The sequence below is a fragment of the Synechocystis sp. PCC 7339 genome (genome assembly GCF_019924095.1).
In the GTDB taxonomy this organism is placed as follows: Bacteria; Cyanobacteriota; Cyanobacteriia; order Cyanobacteriales; family Microcystaceae; genus Synechocystis.
Map to the genome: position 1 here is coordinate 557,636 of NZ_CP063659.1, position 14,529 is coordinate 572,164.

The window sequence follows — 14,529 nt, forward strand, 5'->3', positions numbered from 1 at the left end:
TGCTCCTATGAAACGTCGTCAACTCCTTGGCCAATCGGCGATCGCCGCTGGAACCGCCGCCAGTTTGGTTGCCTGTGGTAAGGCCACCACCTCCAATAATCAGGCCACCACTGGAGGAGGACTACCCAATATTCGCTGGCGTATGGTCACCAGTTGGCCCAAATCCCTTGATACTCTCTATGGGGGAGCCCAGGACTTCTGTGAAGCGATCGCCGCCATGACCGGGGGAAAATTTCGCATCACCCCCTACGCCGCCGGGGAAATTGTGCCGGGGTTAGAAGTCCTAGATGCAGTGCAAAATGGCACCGTTGAATGTGGTCATACCGCCAGTTACTACTACATTGGCAAAAATCCGGCCCTGGGCTTTGCCTGTGTAATGCCCTTTGGTTTAACTGCCCAACAACAAAACGCCTGGCTCTATGCCGGAGGAGGGCTGGAAATGATGCAAAAAGTTTACAGCGATTTTAACATTATTAACTTTCCTGCCGGTAATACCGGAGCCCAAATGGCCGGTTGGTTTAAAAAACCAGTGGAATCCCTAGCGGATTTGCGGGGCTTAAAAATGCGGATTCCCGGCCTGGGAGGACAGGTAATGGCCCAACTAGGGGTCAATGTCCAGGTAATTCCTGGGGGAGAATTGTTTTTAGCCTTAGACCGGGGCACCATTGACGCAGCGGAATGGGTAGGGCCCTACGACGACGAAAAGTTAGGGCTAAATAAGGCGGCCAAATACTACTATTATCCCGGTTGGTGGGAGCCAGGTCCTAGCTTAGACGTATTGGTAAACCAAAGCCAATGGGCGAAATTGCCGCAGGAATATCAAACTATTTTCCAGGAGGCGGCCCGTAGTGCCAATCTATTGATGCTATCCCGTTATGAAACTTTTAATAGTATTGCCCTGAAAACATTACTGGATGGAGGAACTATTCTCAAATCATTTTCTCCAGAGATTTTAACAGTGGCCCAGGAGACATCCCAAGCCTTACTAGCCGAATTTGCCAGCAAAGATGCCCAATTTAAGGAAATTTACCAACAATGGCAAACATTCCGTACCCAAATGTTTAGTTGGAATGCAATTAACGAACTTAGCTATACAAAATTCGTCGAAAAAGCACCCTAACCAAGGCAAAATCTTTGAAAATTACCTTCCGCTAGAAAAGCCGTAATTTCTGCTTCTGAAAGGGGATGACTAAACCAATAACCCTGCATTTCTCGACAGCCTAAATCATAGAGGCAACGGGCTTGGGATTCCTCTTCTATACCTTCAGCGATAATGTTTAAGTTAAAACCATTGCCCAACAGCAATATGGCTTGAATAATCGCAGCATCTTTGGGAGTGTGGAGAATATCCTTAGTGAAAGAACGATCAATCTTTAGGGTATTGAAAGGAAAGGTTTTGAGATAGGAAAGGGAAGAATAGCCAGTGCCAAAATCATCCATGGAAAGCCGAATGCCCTGGGATTGGAGCGCATTGAGCAAATTTTGGGTGGCAGTGACATTCTGCATGACAATGTTTTCGGTAATTTCCACCTCAAGGCGATGGGGAGGCAAAGAAGATTCTTCCAAAATGCGTAAAATTGTTGGCAATAAGTCCGGCGCCTGGAACTGTTGGGGAGAAAGATTAATGGCAATGCGAAAATCATCTTCCACCGCCGGAGCCCAGTGATGAAAATGTTGAAAAGCTGTGCGCATAATCCATTCCCCCACTGGAATAATTAAGCCAGTGGTTTCCAGCAAGCCAATGAACAAACCTGGGGGTACCAAACCCTGAATTGGATGTTGCCAACGGATCAGGGCTTCCACTCCACAAAGGCGACCAGCTTGCACATCAATAATCGGTTGGTAATAAAGCAAAAATTCATCTTTTTCCAAGGCTTGGTGCAGGGCATGCTCCAGTTGAATCCTTTCTAAATGGTCACTGTTCATGGACTCTTCATAGAAGCAGTATTGCCTACTGCCGATGTCCTTAACTTCGTTTAATGCTACTCCCACTCGGTTCAGCAAAGTTTCCACGTTATCGCCATGGTTGGGATAACAGGCAATGCCCGCATAGCCCTGGAGGTAAAGGGGATTATTGGCAATGAAAAATGGTCTTTTTAGCACCGCCAACAGTCGTCGCACAAAAACTTCAATTTCGTCGAGGTTACGGCAGGATTGAATTAACAGCACAAAAGTATCTCCCCGCCAACGACAAAGTAAGTCTTCTAATCTCACATGGGCGGACAATCTCTCAGTGATAATTTTGAGTACTTCATCGGCGACGCTGTGCCCCAATAAATCATTTAAAGATTGCAGTTCTCGAAAACCTAAAAGCACTAACCCTAAAACACTACTTTGGTTTTGAACGTTACTTAATACTTTGCCCAATTCTTGCTTGAACAAAAAGCGGTTGGGCAAGTCCGTTAAGGGATCATAAAAAGCCTGGTAATGGATCGATTGTTCAATTACTTTGCGCTCCGTGATATCGAAAATATAACTACGAATAAATTGACTTTCGGCAGGGTAGTGAATATGTTGCTCGTAAAACTTATCTCCTATTTGTACCTCTCTAGTGCGTATATAGTAAGTGGGAGCGTCTTCCCGTTGGGGAATAATATCTCTGAGCAGGGGATGGGTCATGGAATTTTCCCGAATGGAGGGGAATTTTTCCTTAGTAGCAGTGTTCAAATAGGTCAAGTTACCGAAGTAATCGATCTCCACCATGGGGTAGGGACTATATTCAATACAAGCGGCTAGCTTAGACAATTGTTCGTGGCTCAGTTGGGACAGGTCATCCTCGTGTCCGATCAGAGTAATATCCCATTGTTCCTGGGGGAAATGCTCCGACAGATCCGGGGTTAGCCGCTGGCGATCGCCGCCGCCGGAGATAGTATCTTTGGGGTCAGTGGGGATGGCCTGATAGAAGATTTGAATATCTTCCGATAGGGCGATGACGTCCCCGTGTACCAACTCATAATCTAAATGGGATTCACCATTAACCCACACTCCATTGCGACTGCGATGACCTTCTAAATCGCCATCAATGATATGGAAGGAAATATCTAGATTAGGATTAATTTTTTTGATTAGGGTGGCGTGACGGCGGGAAATTTGAGGGGAAGGAATAACAATGGTGTTGCTCGGATGGCGGCCAATGGAATAACAAGAATTTTGTAAACGAATGACCTTCTTAAACGAGGGCGAATCAACAACCAATTGATAAAGCATAGGAGCGTTACAAGGGAAAAAAGTCGAGCCTGAAGAAAATATAGTCCTAGACAGTGATCATTGTTGTAATTACCGAGCAATTATTGATCACCACCCCAACCAGCTACCACTAAGGGTAAATAAGTAAGAGAACAATCTGATTTGTATCCATTGCTGCCATCATTTAATTTCCTCAACCAATGGTAGCCTATACAATAATTATTCAGCCACTATATTCTTTGTCCTATTATTGTCAAGCTAGGACAAATTTTTAGAAAAAATCTTGGTTCCCATTCGGTTTTCCGATCCCAAAGGGGCCCACCAAACCATGGTAAATTCTGGGGAAAGTTGATTCATGTATAAAACCTATGCCATTCACCATTGATTCTGCCCGGGGAATTTTCCCTAACACCCTAGCTGCGGACGTTGTTCCGGCTACGATCGCCCGTTTTAGCCAACTTAATGCCGAGGATCAGTTGGCATTAATTTGGTTTGCTTACCTAGAAATGGGTAAAACCCTCACCATTGCCGCCCCTGGGGCCGCCAGCATGCAACTGGCAGAAAATGCCCTCAAGGATATTCAAGCCATGGGCCCCCTCCAACAAACCCAGGCCATGTGTGACTTGGCCAACCGGGCTGACACTCCCCTGTGCCGCACCTACGCCAGTTGGTCCCCCAACATTAAATTAGGCTTTTGGTACCGCCTAGGCGAATTGATGGAACAGGGTTTTGTTGCTCCCATCCCCTCTGGCTACCAACTCTCCGCCAACGCCAATGCGGTGCTGGCCACTATCCAAGGTTTAGAATCCGGTCAACAGATTACCGTATTACGGAACGCGGTGGTGGACATGGGCTTCACTGCTGGTCAAGATACCAAACGCATTGCCGAGTCTATAGTTCCTCCCCAAGACACCGCCAGCCGCACTAAAGTTTCCATTGAAGGGGTAACCAATGCCACTGTTCTCAATTACATGGACAACCTCAATGCCAATGATTTTGAGACCTTAATTGAACTATTTACCCCCGACGGTGCTCTACAACCTCCCTTCCAACGGCCCATTGTTGGCAAAGAAAATGTGCTCCGCTTTTTCCAGGAAGAGTGCCAAAACCTGAAATTGATCCCGGAACGGGGCGTTACTGAACCGGCAGAAGATGGTTTCACCCAAATTAAAGTTACCGGTAAGGTGCAAACTCCTTGGTTTGGTGGCAAAGTGGGCATGAACATTGCCTGGCGTTTCCTCCTCAACCCCGAAGGAAAAATTTTCTTTGTGGCGATCGACCTGCTGGCTTCCCCTAAAGAATTACTCAATTTTGCTCGCTAGAATAACTCCTCTGGGCTTTTTGTCTTTCCCCCAGGTGAAGACCATCAGCGGAAGGATAATCAGCCAAAATACTAATAAATGTGGGTTTCTCGTTGCAGAGCAAGCTCACTTTTTTTATTATGGTAATGATAATTACAAATCAATATCATAAGTTAATGTTACAAACCGCTGAAGCACCTTGGTCCCAAACTGAAACCCAGTCTGCCCACGCCCTTTTCCGAAAGGCCTATGAGAGAGAATTAGATGGGCTGTTGGCAACGGTGCAAGCCCAGGCTTCCCAGATTACGAAGATCGATGACCTTTGGAAACTCCACGATTTTTTGAGTGCAAAACGCCACGAAATAGATGGGAAATACGATGATCGCCAGTCGGTGATTATTTTTGTCTTTGCCCAACTGTTGAAGGAAGGTCTGGTGCAGGCAGAGGAGTTAACGTTTTTGGCTCCTGATAAGCAATCTAAAATCAAGGCCTTGGCTCGCCTGTGAATCCCGGTAAATCACTGCTCCATAGCTTTGCCATAGGTATAAACCGTTTGACACTGCCATTGCTCTAGGGCATCAGCAGTTAGATCGGCAAAAGCTAAATTTTCCCGATCTAAACTGACCTGGAGGGTTTCCATGGGGTCTTCCCCTTGGGCCACCAGGAAGGCCAGGGCCTGTAGGTCTGGCCATTCTTTTAGTTGGACGAGGAAATCTTTCACCAAAGCAGGGTAGGGAGAATGAGAGTTTGTTTGCCAGGGCTGGCCCGACGGTAAATTTTGGTCTAGGCCGACGTGGAAAATGAGACCGTTTTTACCAAATAGGGCGATCGCCACGGGTCGGTTATCTTCATGCACCATCAGGGGAGTTCCCTGCAATAGGGCCCGGATTTTTTCTAATTTTTCGTACCGTTGCTGGGCTGAAGCTAAATTGGGAGCAAATTTGACGGCGATCGCCAGCAGATAGGTTTTGACTAACCAGTGCCCTAATTTTTCCGCTTTGGTGGTCAGGTAATGAGAGTTATAGTCGTTGGCTTCGATTAACAGGGGTACCCGTTCGACAATTTCCAATCCATAGCCTTTTAGTCCGGCAATTTTCCGGGGATTGTTGGTGATCAAGCGGATTTGTTTGACCCCCAGATCGTTGAGCATTTGCGCCCCCATGCCGTAATCCCGCAGATCCGCTGGAAAACCTAGCCGTTCGTTGGCTTCCACAGTGTCGTAGCCCAAATCCTGCAGAGAATAGGCTTTGAGCTTGTTGACCAAACCTATACCCCGGCCTTCCTGGCGGAGATAAACCACCACTCCCAAGCCGTGGTTTTCCAGCATTTTAAGGGCCGCTTGCAGTTGCATGCGACAGTCACAACGGAGGGACCCCAGGGCATCCCCCGTCAAACATTCTGAGTGCATACGCACCATCACCGGCTGTTGACCAAAGGCCGCAGGATCGCCCTTCACAATGGCAATGTGTTCTGTTTGGTCTAATAAATTGCGGTAGGCATAGAGCTTAAACTCCCCAAACTGGCTGGGAAACTGACAAATGGTTTCCCGTTGCACAAAACGGTCGTGCTGGAGGCGGTAACTGATTAAATCGGCAATGCTGATCAGTTTGAGATCATATTTGCGAGCATACTCCACCAATTCTGGTAAGCGGGCCATGGAGCCGTCGGCATTTTGAATTTCGCAAATTACCCCTGCCGGATAGAGCCCTGCCAAGCGGGATAAGTCCACTGCGGCCTCCGTGTGGCCAGCCCGTTTCAGTACTCCCCCAGTTTTGGCCCGTAGAGGGAAAATGTGCCCAGGGCGAGAAAGATCTTCCGGGCGAGTGACGGGGTTAATGGCAATCTGGATCGTCCGGGCCCGGTCTTCAGCGGAAATACCTGTGGTTACACCTAGATGGGGAGCCGCATCAATACTGACAGTGAAAGCGGTTTGGTTGCTGTCAGTGTTTTTACTGACCATCAAGGGCAAATCTAATTCGTCCAGGCGATCGCCAGTCATGGCCAAGCAGATCAATCCCCGGGCTTCCACAGCCATAAAGTTGACCAGAGAAGGGGTGGCAAATTGGGCCGCACAAATTAGATCCCCTTCATTTTCCCGATTTTCGTCGTCCACCACCACCACGGCCTTGCCCGCTTTAATATCAGCTAGGGCCGCATCAATGGCATCGAACATCGGTAAATCGGACAGGACATGGGGGACAGAAACGTTCAAGGTGCAGAAAAGGAAAAAGTTAAACTTAGAGAAGTTGGCAGGGAATGGACCACGGTGGCCACAGGCCGCCCATTGGTCGAAACACCCCCGCCCTATTGACTATTTTAGAGCTTTTCTGGGGATGCCTTGGCTCTATTGCCTTGGAGGATTAATTTCTGTGGAAAAAGGAAACTTATTTTGCCTTGGTGGGAGTCCTATGATGGAAAGCGCCCTGGTTTCGCTGGCCCCCATCCATGATTGACCGCGAATTTTTACTTGACCCCAATTCCCAGTCCCCATCCGACCTTTCCTTGGTTAAAAATCGCCATTGGTTAGCTTCCCCTTGGCCCTGGACCCTGGCGATCGCCGTTTTGTTGGGCTGGGGAGGCATGGCTCTGTGGCAGTCCCCTTGGTCGAGGCTAAAACTGCCTTCTTTTTCCAGTGCAGTGGAAATTGCTCCCTTAGTGATGGAAGGGGGAGATCCCTATCTACGGGCCCTAATGCGCACCATCAGCGCCAGTGAAGCCAACACAGCCCAGCCCTATAACGTCATTTATGGGGGACAGCATGTGCGGGACTTGAGCGAACATCCCAACCGTTGCGTCAAAATTTTTATGGGGCCGAATCGAGGCAATTGCAGTACGGCCTCTGGACGTTACCAATTTTTGAATACCACCTGGGCTGAAAAAGCGGGTAAATATCATCCCCAGCCCCAGAAATTTTTGCTCTGGAAAAATTACAGCTTTGAGCCGGAGTACCAAGACCAAGTGCTTTACCGTTGGCTCGCCGATACCAAGGCCTGGGGAATGGATATTGGGGCCCAATTACGGGCGGGCAATCTAGACCAGGTTTTGCGCCATCTTTCCCCGACTTGGACTAGTTTGGGCTACGGTATTGAGGATAACGTCATGACTAAGCGTCTGCCGGAACTTTACCAACGGTTGTTGGAAGAGGAATTACTTTTGACCCACCATCACCAGGATTGAGGACATTTGGCAAAAGCAGGGAATCTTTTTCTAGTCACCCCCTTGGCCAAGGACCGCAGCGTGCCTGACTGGAATTTGTCTCGCCTGTAAAAAGGCTTTCAACTCCCCAATGGTTAGTTGGCCATAGTGCAACAGGGAAGCCAACAGCGCCGCTTCAGCCTTACCTTCCGTAAACGCTTCATACACGTGCTGACAATTACCCGCCCCCCCGGAAGCAATCACCGGGATTTCCACTCGTTCGGCGATCGCTGCTGTGAGGGCTAGATCATAGCCTGCTTGGGTACCATCCCCATCCATGCTAGTGACCAGCAATTCCCCCGCTCCCCGTTGGGCCACTTCCTCTGCCCAGGCGATCGCATCTAAACCCGTATTTTCTCGGCCACCCCGCACATACACATCCCACCCAGGATTGTCCGCATCTAGCCGACGACGGGCATCGATCGCCACCACAATACATTGCCGGCCAAACCTATCACTGGCCCGACTAATAAAATCCGGATCCCTTACAGCGGAGGAATTCACACTCACCTTATCTGCTCCAGCCCGGAGCAAATTTTTGATATGCTCTAACGTGGAAATGCCACCGCCCACTGTGAGGGGAATGAAGACCTCTTCCGCCGTGCGATAGACCACATCAATGATGGTGTCCCGTTGTTCATGGGTAGCAGTGATGTCCAAAAACACCAATTCGTCCGCCCCCGCTTCGTTATAAGCCCGGGCTAACTCCACCGGATCCCCTGCATCCTGGAGATCAACAAAATTGATGCCTTTGACCACCCGCCCTGCATTGACATCTAAACAAGGCAAAATCCGTTTTGCTAAGGTCATGGCTATTTTTCCCGAAAACTATAATCACCGGCCAACCTTTGACTAGATTTGATTAGAGTTGATGCAAAACCTAGCAAAATTGAGGACGGCATAGGGATAATACCATCAATCCCCTTGGCCCATTCAGTCTAACTTTCTCCACTTTGCCCAACCATTGTGACTAATCCCTTTTTAAATTTAACCTACGAACCAGCCCTAGAATCCTTGGGCAATGAATTTTTCGATGCGGTGCCAGCGGCCACTTTTCCTGAGCATAAACTGAGATTCCGTAATGATCGTCTTTTGCCGATGTTGGATCTAGAGCCGAGTCAGGTTAAGGATGATGATTTTGTGGAAGCTTTCGGTTTATTCCATGGGGTAAGACCATTTTTAGCCCTGCGCTACCACGGTTACCAATTTGGTGAATATAACCCCAATTTGGGCGACGGTCGGGGTTTCCTCTACGGCCAAGTGCGGGGAGTAAACGGGGAATTATTCGATTTTGGCACCAAAGGCTCTGGTCAGACTCCCTACTCCAGGGGTGGTGACGGCCGTTTAACCCTCAAAGGTGGGGTGCGAGAAGTGTTGGCCGCTGAAGCCCTACACCGTTTGGGAGTTAATACTTCCCGCTGTTTGAGTTTGGTGGAAACAGGGGATGCCCTCTGGCGGGGGGATGAACCTTCCCCTACCCGGGCTTCGGTAATGATCCGCTTTAGCCGCTCCCATATTCGCTTTGGCACCTTTGAGCGACTCCATTACCACCACCAACCAGAACAGATTCGGCAATTACTGGATCATGTTATCCAGACCTACTACCCAGAGATTTCTGCCCCCAGCCTCGATAGTTCAGCCCATATTGTCTTTTTCCAAGCTTTGGTGGAACGGGTGGCCAAGTTAGTAGCCCAGTGGATGGCGGCGGGCTTTTGCCATGGGGTATTGAACACCGACAACATGTCCATCACGGGGGAAAGTTTTGATTACGGCCCCTACGGTTTTGTGCCCACCTACGATTTAAATTTCATTGCTGCCTATTTTGACTATGGTGGTCGCTACCGTTTTGGTAATCAACCGGCTGTGTGCCGCTGGAATTTAGAACGTTTGCAAGCGGCCTTGACTTCTGTTGTTCCCAGTAAAGCCATGGCCGAGGTATTGGAAGACTATGAAAGGATTTATTTAGGTCATTACATCACTTTGATGGCCCAGCGCCTTGGCCTTTCCCCAACCCTTGGCGATCGCCTGAACCCGGAGTTACGGGAAAAATTAGTGGGTCAAACCCTGCAGTGTTTAGCCCAAAGCCAATGGAGCTACCCGGATTTCTTTACCCAATTGCGGCTTAATTTCAGCCCCAGTTGGCGGGATAACGCTGATTTAATTTTGGAAAATGTTGATTTACTAGGTGCAGATTGGTCAACTTGGCGACTAACCTATCACCAGGCATTGAAGCAACTGTCCCCAGAATCCTTGGTGGCAGTGCCCACTGTGCTTGAGCAAGCCACCCCCCTTACCGATCTACTCCGTCCCCGCATTGAAACTGTTTGGCAGGCGATCGCCGAAGAGGATAACTGGCAACCTTTCGATGAACTAGTCAAAAAATTGCAAACCGGGGAGTAATTGGGCTAATGCCGCAAGTGCCTGGAGCCAGGGCCCCGGAGGAGGATAGTCAAACCATCGAAAACTCAACTTGGGTAAACCTTCAGAGTATGATGGGAGGACGTTGTGACCCTCCAGGAGCAAAAAATGTTTGGATTAGGTTGGCCAGAAATTCTGCTGATTTTAGGGGTAGTAATCATCATTTTTGGTCCCAAGAGAATTCCGGAGTTGGGGGGAGCACTGGGCAAAACCCTGCGGGGCTTCAAAGAGGAGTTACAGACCCAGGATGTGGATAGCACTGAAGTGGTAGATGTAGACCTAGAGGAGAGCGATACTGCGGCCAGCAAGAAATAATGAACGTTCTTTTTCTTCACCAAAATTTTCCGGGGCAATTCAAACATCTGGCTCCTGCCTTAGTGCAGCAGGGGCATCAGGTGGTGGCTATGATCATGCAAAAAAATGCTCCCCCCCAATGGCAAGGAGTAAAGTTAATCAACTATTTTCCCAATCGGGGCAGTACCCCAAACATTCATCCTTGGCTGGTGGACTTTGAGACCAAAACTATCCGGGCAGAATCCGTTTTTCATCAGGCCTATCAGTTGAGAGAACAGGGTTTCAATCCCGACGTTGTTATTGCTAACCCCGGCTGGGGGGAAAGTTTGCTGATCAAAGATGTGTGGACTGAAACCAAGCTAGGCATTTACTGCGAATTTTTCTACCATGCATCGGGGTACGACACCACCTTTGACCCGGAATTTGCCAGCATGGACGAGACCGAGGTTTGTCGCATTCGCTGGAAAAACCTGAACCATTACCTTCATTTTGACATTGCCGACGGTGGACTGGCCCCCACTCGATGGCAAGCGGATTCATTTCCCGAACCTTTCCGCTCTAAGCTGACGGTTATCCATGATGGCATTGACACCAATCTGCTACGCCCTAATGCCAATGCCAGGCTAACTTTCAATAGTCAGATTAACCTCAACCGCAATGACGAGATTATCACTTTCGTCAATCGCAACTTGGAACCCTATCGGGGCTACCACAGTTTTATGCGATCCCTGCCGGAAATTCTCACTAATCGTCCCAATGCCAAGGTTTTAATTGTGGGGGGCAATGGAGTTAGCTATGGTGCCAAGCCCCCTGGCGATCGCCCTTGGCGGGACATTTTTCTTGAGGAAGTCAAGGGTAAACTAACACCGCAACAGTTAAACCGCCTCTATTTCCTGGGTACCATTCCCTACAACTATTTCATTAATCTGCTACAAATCTCCACCGTCCATGTTTATCTCAGTTATCCCTTTGTGCTGTCCTGGAGTTTATTGGAGTCCATGGCCTGTGGCTGTGCCATTGTCGCTAGTAACACCGCCCCGGTACGGGAGGTAATTACCGATGGTGAAACGGGCCGGTTGGTCGACTTCTTCGACTATTCAGCCATCGCCACAACCATCTGCCAGTTGTTAGAAGATAAAGAGGAAAGACAAAGATTAGGAACCAATGCCCGCCGCCTAGTCCAGGCTAAATATGACCTACAGACTATTTGCCTACCCCAACAACTACAGTGGCTAGGGGAGCTAGTTTCTCCCCAGCATTAACCAGCAGAGAAATTGTATTGTTTTGTTTGTAAAGTGAATAATCCTACGGAAAACTCCACCAATCTTGTGAAAAGGCGGGGTATTTTCTGTTGCACTTTATATTATTGGCAAAAATGCGGATGGCGAGACTCGAACTCGCAAGGCAAAGCCACACGCCCCTCAAACGTGCGCGTATACCAATTCCGCCACATCCGCGTTACTTGTAATAATATCATGGCAATCCCCCCAATTAAACACCCTCAAAGGACAAATTTTTTCACAACTGAGCTTAGCTTAAGTAGTAATTGGTCACCATGGCAAAAAGAAAGACCGATAAACCGACCAAGAACACTAAATAGCTCAGGGGGCGTAGTCTTAAGGTCACTAACCAGAGCCCAATGGTCTGTAAATTGAACAGGCTCCCCCATAGTAAAAAGGCAACCATGGATCCCCGCCAGAGTTGTTCCCCCAGGGGTGCTAATAAATCTGGGTTACTAAAATTTCCCAGGGGTAAAATCAACGACCAACCCATCATCAATACCGTTTGCCGCACGGGCCCCAGCCCTGCCCATTGCAATAGCCATGCTTGGGGAAGGAAAAAGACAATGCCACAGGCGATCGCCGTGCCGATGACCAAAACCCCACCGAATTCCTGAAATTCCTCAATAATGTTACGGCCGAAAAGATGTAACTTTTGCCGCCACGAAAAGTCAGCCACAGGATTAACACCGTTAGCAAAAACTAGCCCTCCCTGCCTTGGGGACGTCTCCATGGAAGACTGGAGCATAATTAAAGCCCCCGACCGCAATAGCGGAATATTGAGCAGGGCCGTTTCCCCCTCCTCCTCTGCCTGTTGACGGGCCAGTCGATAGGGACTAAACACCAACCCCATCACGATCGCCATCAACCAACTGAAAGAAATACAAAGGAAAATTAGACCGTACTGGGATTGACGAGAAGACAAAACCCTGACAATAGCAAAGATATTTAAAGTGGGCGCCGCCACTAAAAAGCTGATAGCTAAAGGAATAGGGGCTCCCTGCAAAAGCAACCGCCTTACTAAAGGCACACTGCCAAAGGCACCCAGAGGTAGCAGAAAACCGAGGGCGCTCCCGACTAAACTACTGAGCAAACGATTGCGGGGAAAATTAGCCACCCATTTTTGCTCATCGGTCCAAATTAGGAAAGTACTAGAAACGATAATTCCCAAAAGGAGCCACGGTAGAGAAAGCAACAGAGCACTACCGAGCAAATTAAAAAACAGATTCAATGCAGCCAAATTAGTCATCCAGGGGCAAAGCAACAATCAAATTAATCCACCCCTTGTTTCGCTCCTCCATTTTGGAAACCATGGCCAGGATCCACTTTGGTTAACACTTCAAACATCGGCTCGTGGATTGCAATCATCAAAGGATCTTCATCCATGGCCACGATTGCCGGGTCTAAATTGGCCTGACTTAGAGAAGGATCCAAGGGTTTACCCAGGATACTAGAGTAGGCGGCCACCACCACTGCGGCGACAGTCACACTGCCCCAGAACCAAATACCCCGCCAACGATTTTCCTGCTCCAGCTTGGCAAATACCTTCTGGGTCAATACGTCAGTGTCAATGACCGGCGGCACTGGCACCTGGGGCAAAGCATTCTGCAAACGAATCAAGCCCAGGTAAGTCTGCTTAAACTCCGGGTCACTATCAATCCAGCCTTGTACCTGTTTCCTCTCCTGGGGGCTCACCTCCCCGTCAATGTAAGCACTCAACAGCTCAAATTTTTCATCAAACAATAAATCCTCATTCCCAGGCTCAGCTCCATCCCAAGGCTGCCGTGGGTAATCAAAGTCAAATTTTGAATTCATAGTAAACCTCTTCGGGGGAATCTCCACCGACAAGTAATAGTGAATTAGCTGTCTGCTATTAACTTTGGCCGATTCACTCCTCACAAAGTTGGACACTCCCTTAACCAAGGGTGACGGGACTAACACCAATAATCAAAGCCATTGCTGGTGGCGGAAGTTAGGTAGGATTCAATGTTTAGGATCAGTTTAGGAAGCCAAATAGGGCTGTAAAAAAGTCTGCAACTTTGCCCGGGCCCGGGCGATGCGGGATTTAACCGTCCCGAGGGAAACCCCAGTGATTTCGGCAATCTCCTCGTAGGCTAAACCGTCAATTTCCCGGAGGATAATGGTGGTGCGGAAAGCTTCAGGCAAGTCTTTGATTGCCGAACGTAAACATTCATAAAATTCAGCGGTGGATAAAGTTTCATCGGGACTGGGGTAATCAGATTCAATGTCCCAATCAATTTCGCCGTCATCCATGCGCCGGGGGGCATCCAGAGAGATGGGATGACTAACCCGTTTGCGCTTGCGTAACTCGTCGTAGAAGAGGTTAGTGGCAATGCGGCTGAGCCAACCCTTAAATTTGACTGGTTCGTTCAAGCGATGGATGTTACGGTAAACCCGGATCCAAACCTCCTGGGCTAAATCCGCCCGGTCTTGCCAGTCGGGGGCCAAGTGGTAAAGAATTTTATCCACATGGGACTGGTAACGCCGCAGCAACTCATTAAAAGCGGTACTATCGGGGCGGGTCTTTTGCTGACAGAGCAAAATCAGGTCAACATTGGTTAACGATTCCGGGGGCAGGGCACCTAGTTTGCCTCCGCCACTTTCGATCGCCCAGTTGGTATTGACGGCTTGATTCATGGATTTACCCAACACGGCTGACTCCTCACATAGGCTAGTTGACGTAAGGATACCGTAAGAGTTTCTAGAATCACAGGTGTTTGCTAAAAAAATTAAAATTTCTACCTGGCTGTGTCGATTTTTCCCGTCCTCTGCCGACAAAATATTGTCATATTGCCAAAAAAATAACACCCGGTACCAGGGGTGTCAGTGGTGCT

General features: G+C 48.7%; 13 protein-coding genes and 1 tRNA gene. 7 read left to right on the top strand and 7 right to left on the bottom strand.

Annotated elements, in window-relative coordinates; genetic code table 11:
- The first annotated feature begins 7 nt into the window (after positions 1 to 7).
- Positions 8 to 1,120 (top strand): TRAP transporter substrate-binding protein, encoded by a 1,113-nt coding sequence (locus IQE94_RS02570; RefSeq protein ID WP_212715944.1) that lies wholly within the window; start codon positions 8 to 10, stop codon positions 1,118 to 1,120.
- Here the strand turns inward: IQE94_RS02570 and IQE94_RS02575 are convergent.
- Entirely contained in the window at positions 1,117 to 3,207 is a 2,091-nt protein-coding gene (locus IQE94_RS02575) for an EAL domain-containing protein (protein WP_212715945.1), read from the bottom strand. The two genes, IQE94_RS02570 and IQE94_RS02575, sit on opposite strands and share 4 nt — an antisense overlap.
- A gap of 347 nt (positions 3,208 to 3,554) precedes the next feature.
- On the opposite strand from IQE94_RS02575, the gene IQE94_RS02580 reads away from it, so the two are divergent.
- Complete coding sequence (locus IQE94_RS02580) at positions 3,555 to 4,508, top strand: orange carotenoid-binding protein (protein ID WP_223342654.1); 954 nt, start codon at positions 3,555 to 3,557, stop codon at positions 4,506 to 4,508.
- Between the two features lie 155 nt (positions 4,509 to 4,663).
- Positions 4,664 to 4,993: a fluorescence recovery protein gene (locus IQE94_RS02585; protein WP_212722170.1), complete on the top strand. Its 330-nt coding sequence runs from the start codon at positions 4,664 to 4,666 to the stop codon at positions 4,991 to 4,993.
- Between the two features lie 11 nt (positions 4,994 to 5,004).
- On the opposite strand, the gene ribBA is transcribed toward IQE94_RS02585, so the two are convergent.
- Positions 5,005 to 6,660, bottom strand: coding sequence for a bifunctional 3,4-dihydroxy-2-butanone-4-phosphate synthase/GTP cyclohydrolase II (gene ribBA / locus IQE94_RS02590; RefSeq protein WP_223343188.1), 1,656 nt, complete (start codon positions 6,658 to 6,660; stop codon positions 5,005 to 5,007).
- A 272-nt stretch (positions 6,661 to 6,932) separates the two neighbouring features.
- On the opposite strand from ribBA, the gene IQE94_RS02595 reads away from it, so the two are divergent.
- Positions 6,933 to 7,664, top strand: a complete 732-nt coding sequence (locus IQE94_RS02595; protein WP_212715948.1) for a glycoside hydrolase family protein — start codon at positions 6,933 to 6,935, stop codon at positions 7,662 to 7,664.
- Between the two features lie 30 nt (positions 7,665 to 7,694).
- Here IQE94_RS02595 and hisF read toward each other — a convergent pair whose 3' ends face one another.
- Positions 7,695 to 8,492 carry an imidazole glycerol phosphate synthase subunit HisF gene (hisF, locus tag IQE94_RS02600; RefSeq protein WP_212715949.1) on the bottom strand — a complete coding sequence of 266 codons (798 nt, stop codon included), beginning with the start codon at positions 8,490 to 8,492 and terminating at the stop codon, positions 7,695 to 7,697.
- A gap of 156 nt (positions 8,493 to 8,648) precedes the next feature.
- On the opposite strand from hisF, the gene IQE94_RS02605 reads away from it, so the two are divergent.
- From IQE94_RS02605 to IQE94_RS02615, 3 genes are all read left to right on the top strand, one after another.
- Entirely contained in the window at positions 8,649 to 10,082 is a 1,434-nt protein-coding gene (locus tag IQE94_RS02605) for a YdiU family protein (protein ID WP_223342655.1), read from the top strand.
- Positions 10,083 to 10,208: 126 nt separating this feature from the next.
- The gene (locus IQE94_RS02610; RefSeq protein WP_212715951.1) at positions 10,209 to 10,415 is read left to right on the top strand and encodes a twin-arginine translocase TatA/TatE family subunit; all 207 of its coding nucleotides are present in this window, start codon (positions 10,209 to 10,211) and stop codon (positions 10,413 to 10,415) included.
- A complete protein-coding gene (locus IQE94_RS02615) occupies positions 10,415 to 11,656 on the top strand; it encodes a glycosyltransferase family 4 protein (RefSeq protein ID WP_223342656.1) in 1,242 nt (413 codons plus the stop codon). The genes IQE94_RS02610 and IQE94_RS02615 overlap by 1 nt, the downstream gene beginning before the upstream one ends.
- A 114-nt stretch (positions 11,657 to 11,770) precedes the next feature.
- Here IQE94_RS02615 and IQE94_RS02620 read toward each other — a convergent pair.
- The 4 genes from IQE94_RS02620 to IQE94_RS02635 form a co-directional block, all read right to left on the bottom strand.
- Positions 11,771 to 11,851 (bottom strand) — tRNA-Leu (locus IQE94_RS02620).
- A gap of 73 nt (positions 11,852 to 11,924) precedes the next feature.
- Positions 11,925 to 12,923 carry a permease gene (locus tag IQE94_RS02625; RefSeq protein WP_223342657.1) on the bottom strand — a complete coding sequence of 333 codons (999 nt, stop codon included), beginning with the start codon at positions 12,921 to 12,923 and terminating at the stop codon, positions 11,925 to 11,927.
- A gap of 23 nt (positions 12,924 to 12,946) precedes the next feature.
- Positions 12,947 to 13,489 (bottom strand): anti-sigma factor, encoded by a 543-nt coding sequence (locus tag IQE94_RS02630; RefSeq protein WP_223342658.1) that lies wholly within the window; start codon positions 13,487 to 13,489, stop codon positions 12,947 to 12,949.
- Positions 13,490 to 13,675: 186 nt separating this feature from the next.
- Entirely contained in the window at positions 13,676 to 14,347 is a 672-nt protein-coding gene (locus IQE94_RS02635; RefSeq protein ID WP_212715955.1) for a sigma-70 family RNA polymerase sigma factor, read from the bottom strand.
- Positions 14,348 to 14,529 lie beyond the last annotated feature (182 nt).

What these genes read in the sequence shown, in the direction of transcription:
- IQE94_RS02575 (WP_212715945.1), bottom strand. Translation starts at nt 3,207, where the DNA reads ATGCTTTATCAATTGGTTGTTGATTCGCCCTCGTTTAAGAAGGTCATT.
- IQE94_RS02610 (WP_212715951.1), top strand. Translation starts at nt 10,209, where the DNA reads ATGTTTGGATTAGGTTGGCCAGAAATTCTGCTGATTTTAGGGGTAGTA.
- IQE94_RS02595 (WP_212715948.1), top strand. Translation starts at nt 6,933, where the DNA reads ATGATTGACCGCGAATTTTTACTTGACCCCAATTCCCAGTCCCCATCC.
- IQE94_RS02585 (WP_212722170.1), top strand. Translation starts at nt 4,664, where the DNA reads ATGTTACAAACCGCTGAAGCACCTTGGTCCCAAACTGAAACCCAGTCT.
- IQE94_RS02630 (WP_223342658.1), bottom strand. Translation starts at nt 13,489, where the DNA reads ATGAATTCAAAATTTGACTTTGATTACCCACGGCAGCCTTGGGATGGA.
- IQE94_RS02580 (WP_223342654.1), top strand. Translation starts at nt 3,555, where the DNA reads ATGCCATTCACCATTGATTCTGCCCGGGGAATTTTCCCTAACACCCTA.
- IQE94_RS02615 (WP_223342656.1), top strand. Translation starts at nt 10,415, where the DNA reads ATGAACGTTCTTTTTCTTCACCAAAATTTTCCGGGGCAATTCAAACAT.
- hisF (WP_212715949.1), bottom strand. Translation starts at nt 8,492, where the DNA reads ATGACCTTAGCAAAACGGATTTTGCCTTGTTTAGATGTCAATGCAGGG.
- IQE94_RS02625 (WP_223342657.1), bottom strand. Translation starts at nt 12,923, where the DNA reads ATGACTAATTTGGCTGCATTGAATCTGTTTTTTAATTTGCTCGGTAGT.
- IQE94_RS02570 (WP_212715944.1), top strand. Translation starts at nt 8, where the DNA reads ATGAAACGTCGTCAACTCCTTGGCCAATCGGCGATCGCCGCTGGAACC.
- ribBA (WP_223343188.1), bottom strand. Translation starts at nt 6,660, where the DNA reads ATGTTCGATGCCATTGATGCGGCCCTAGCTGATATTAAAGCGGGCAAG.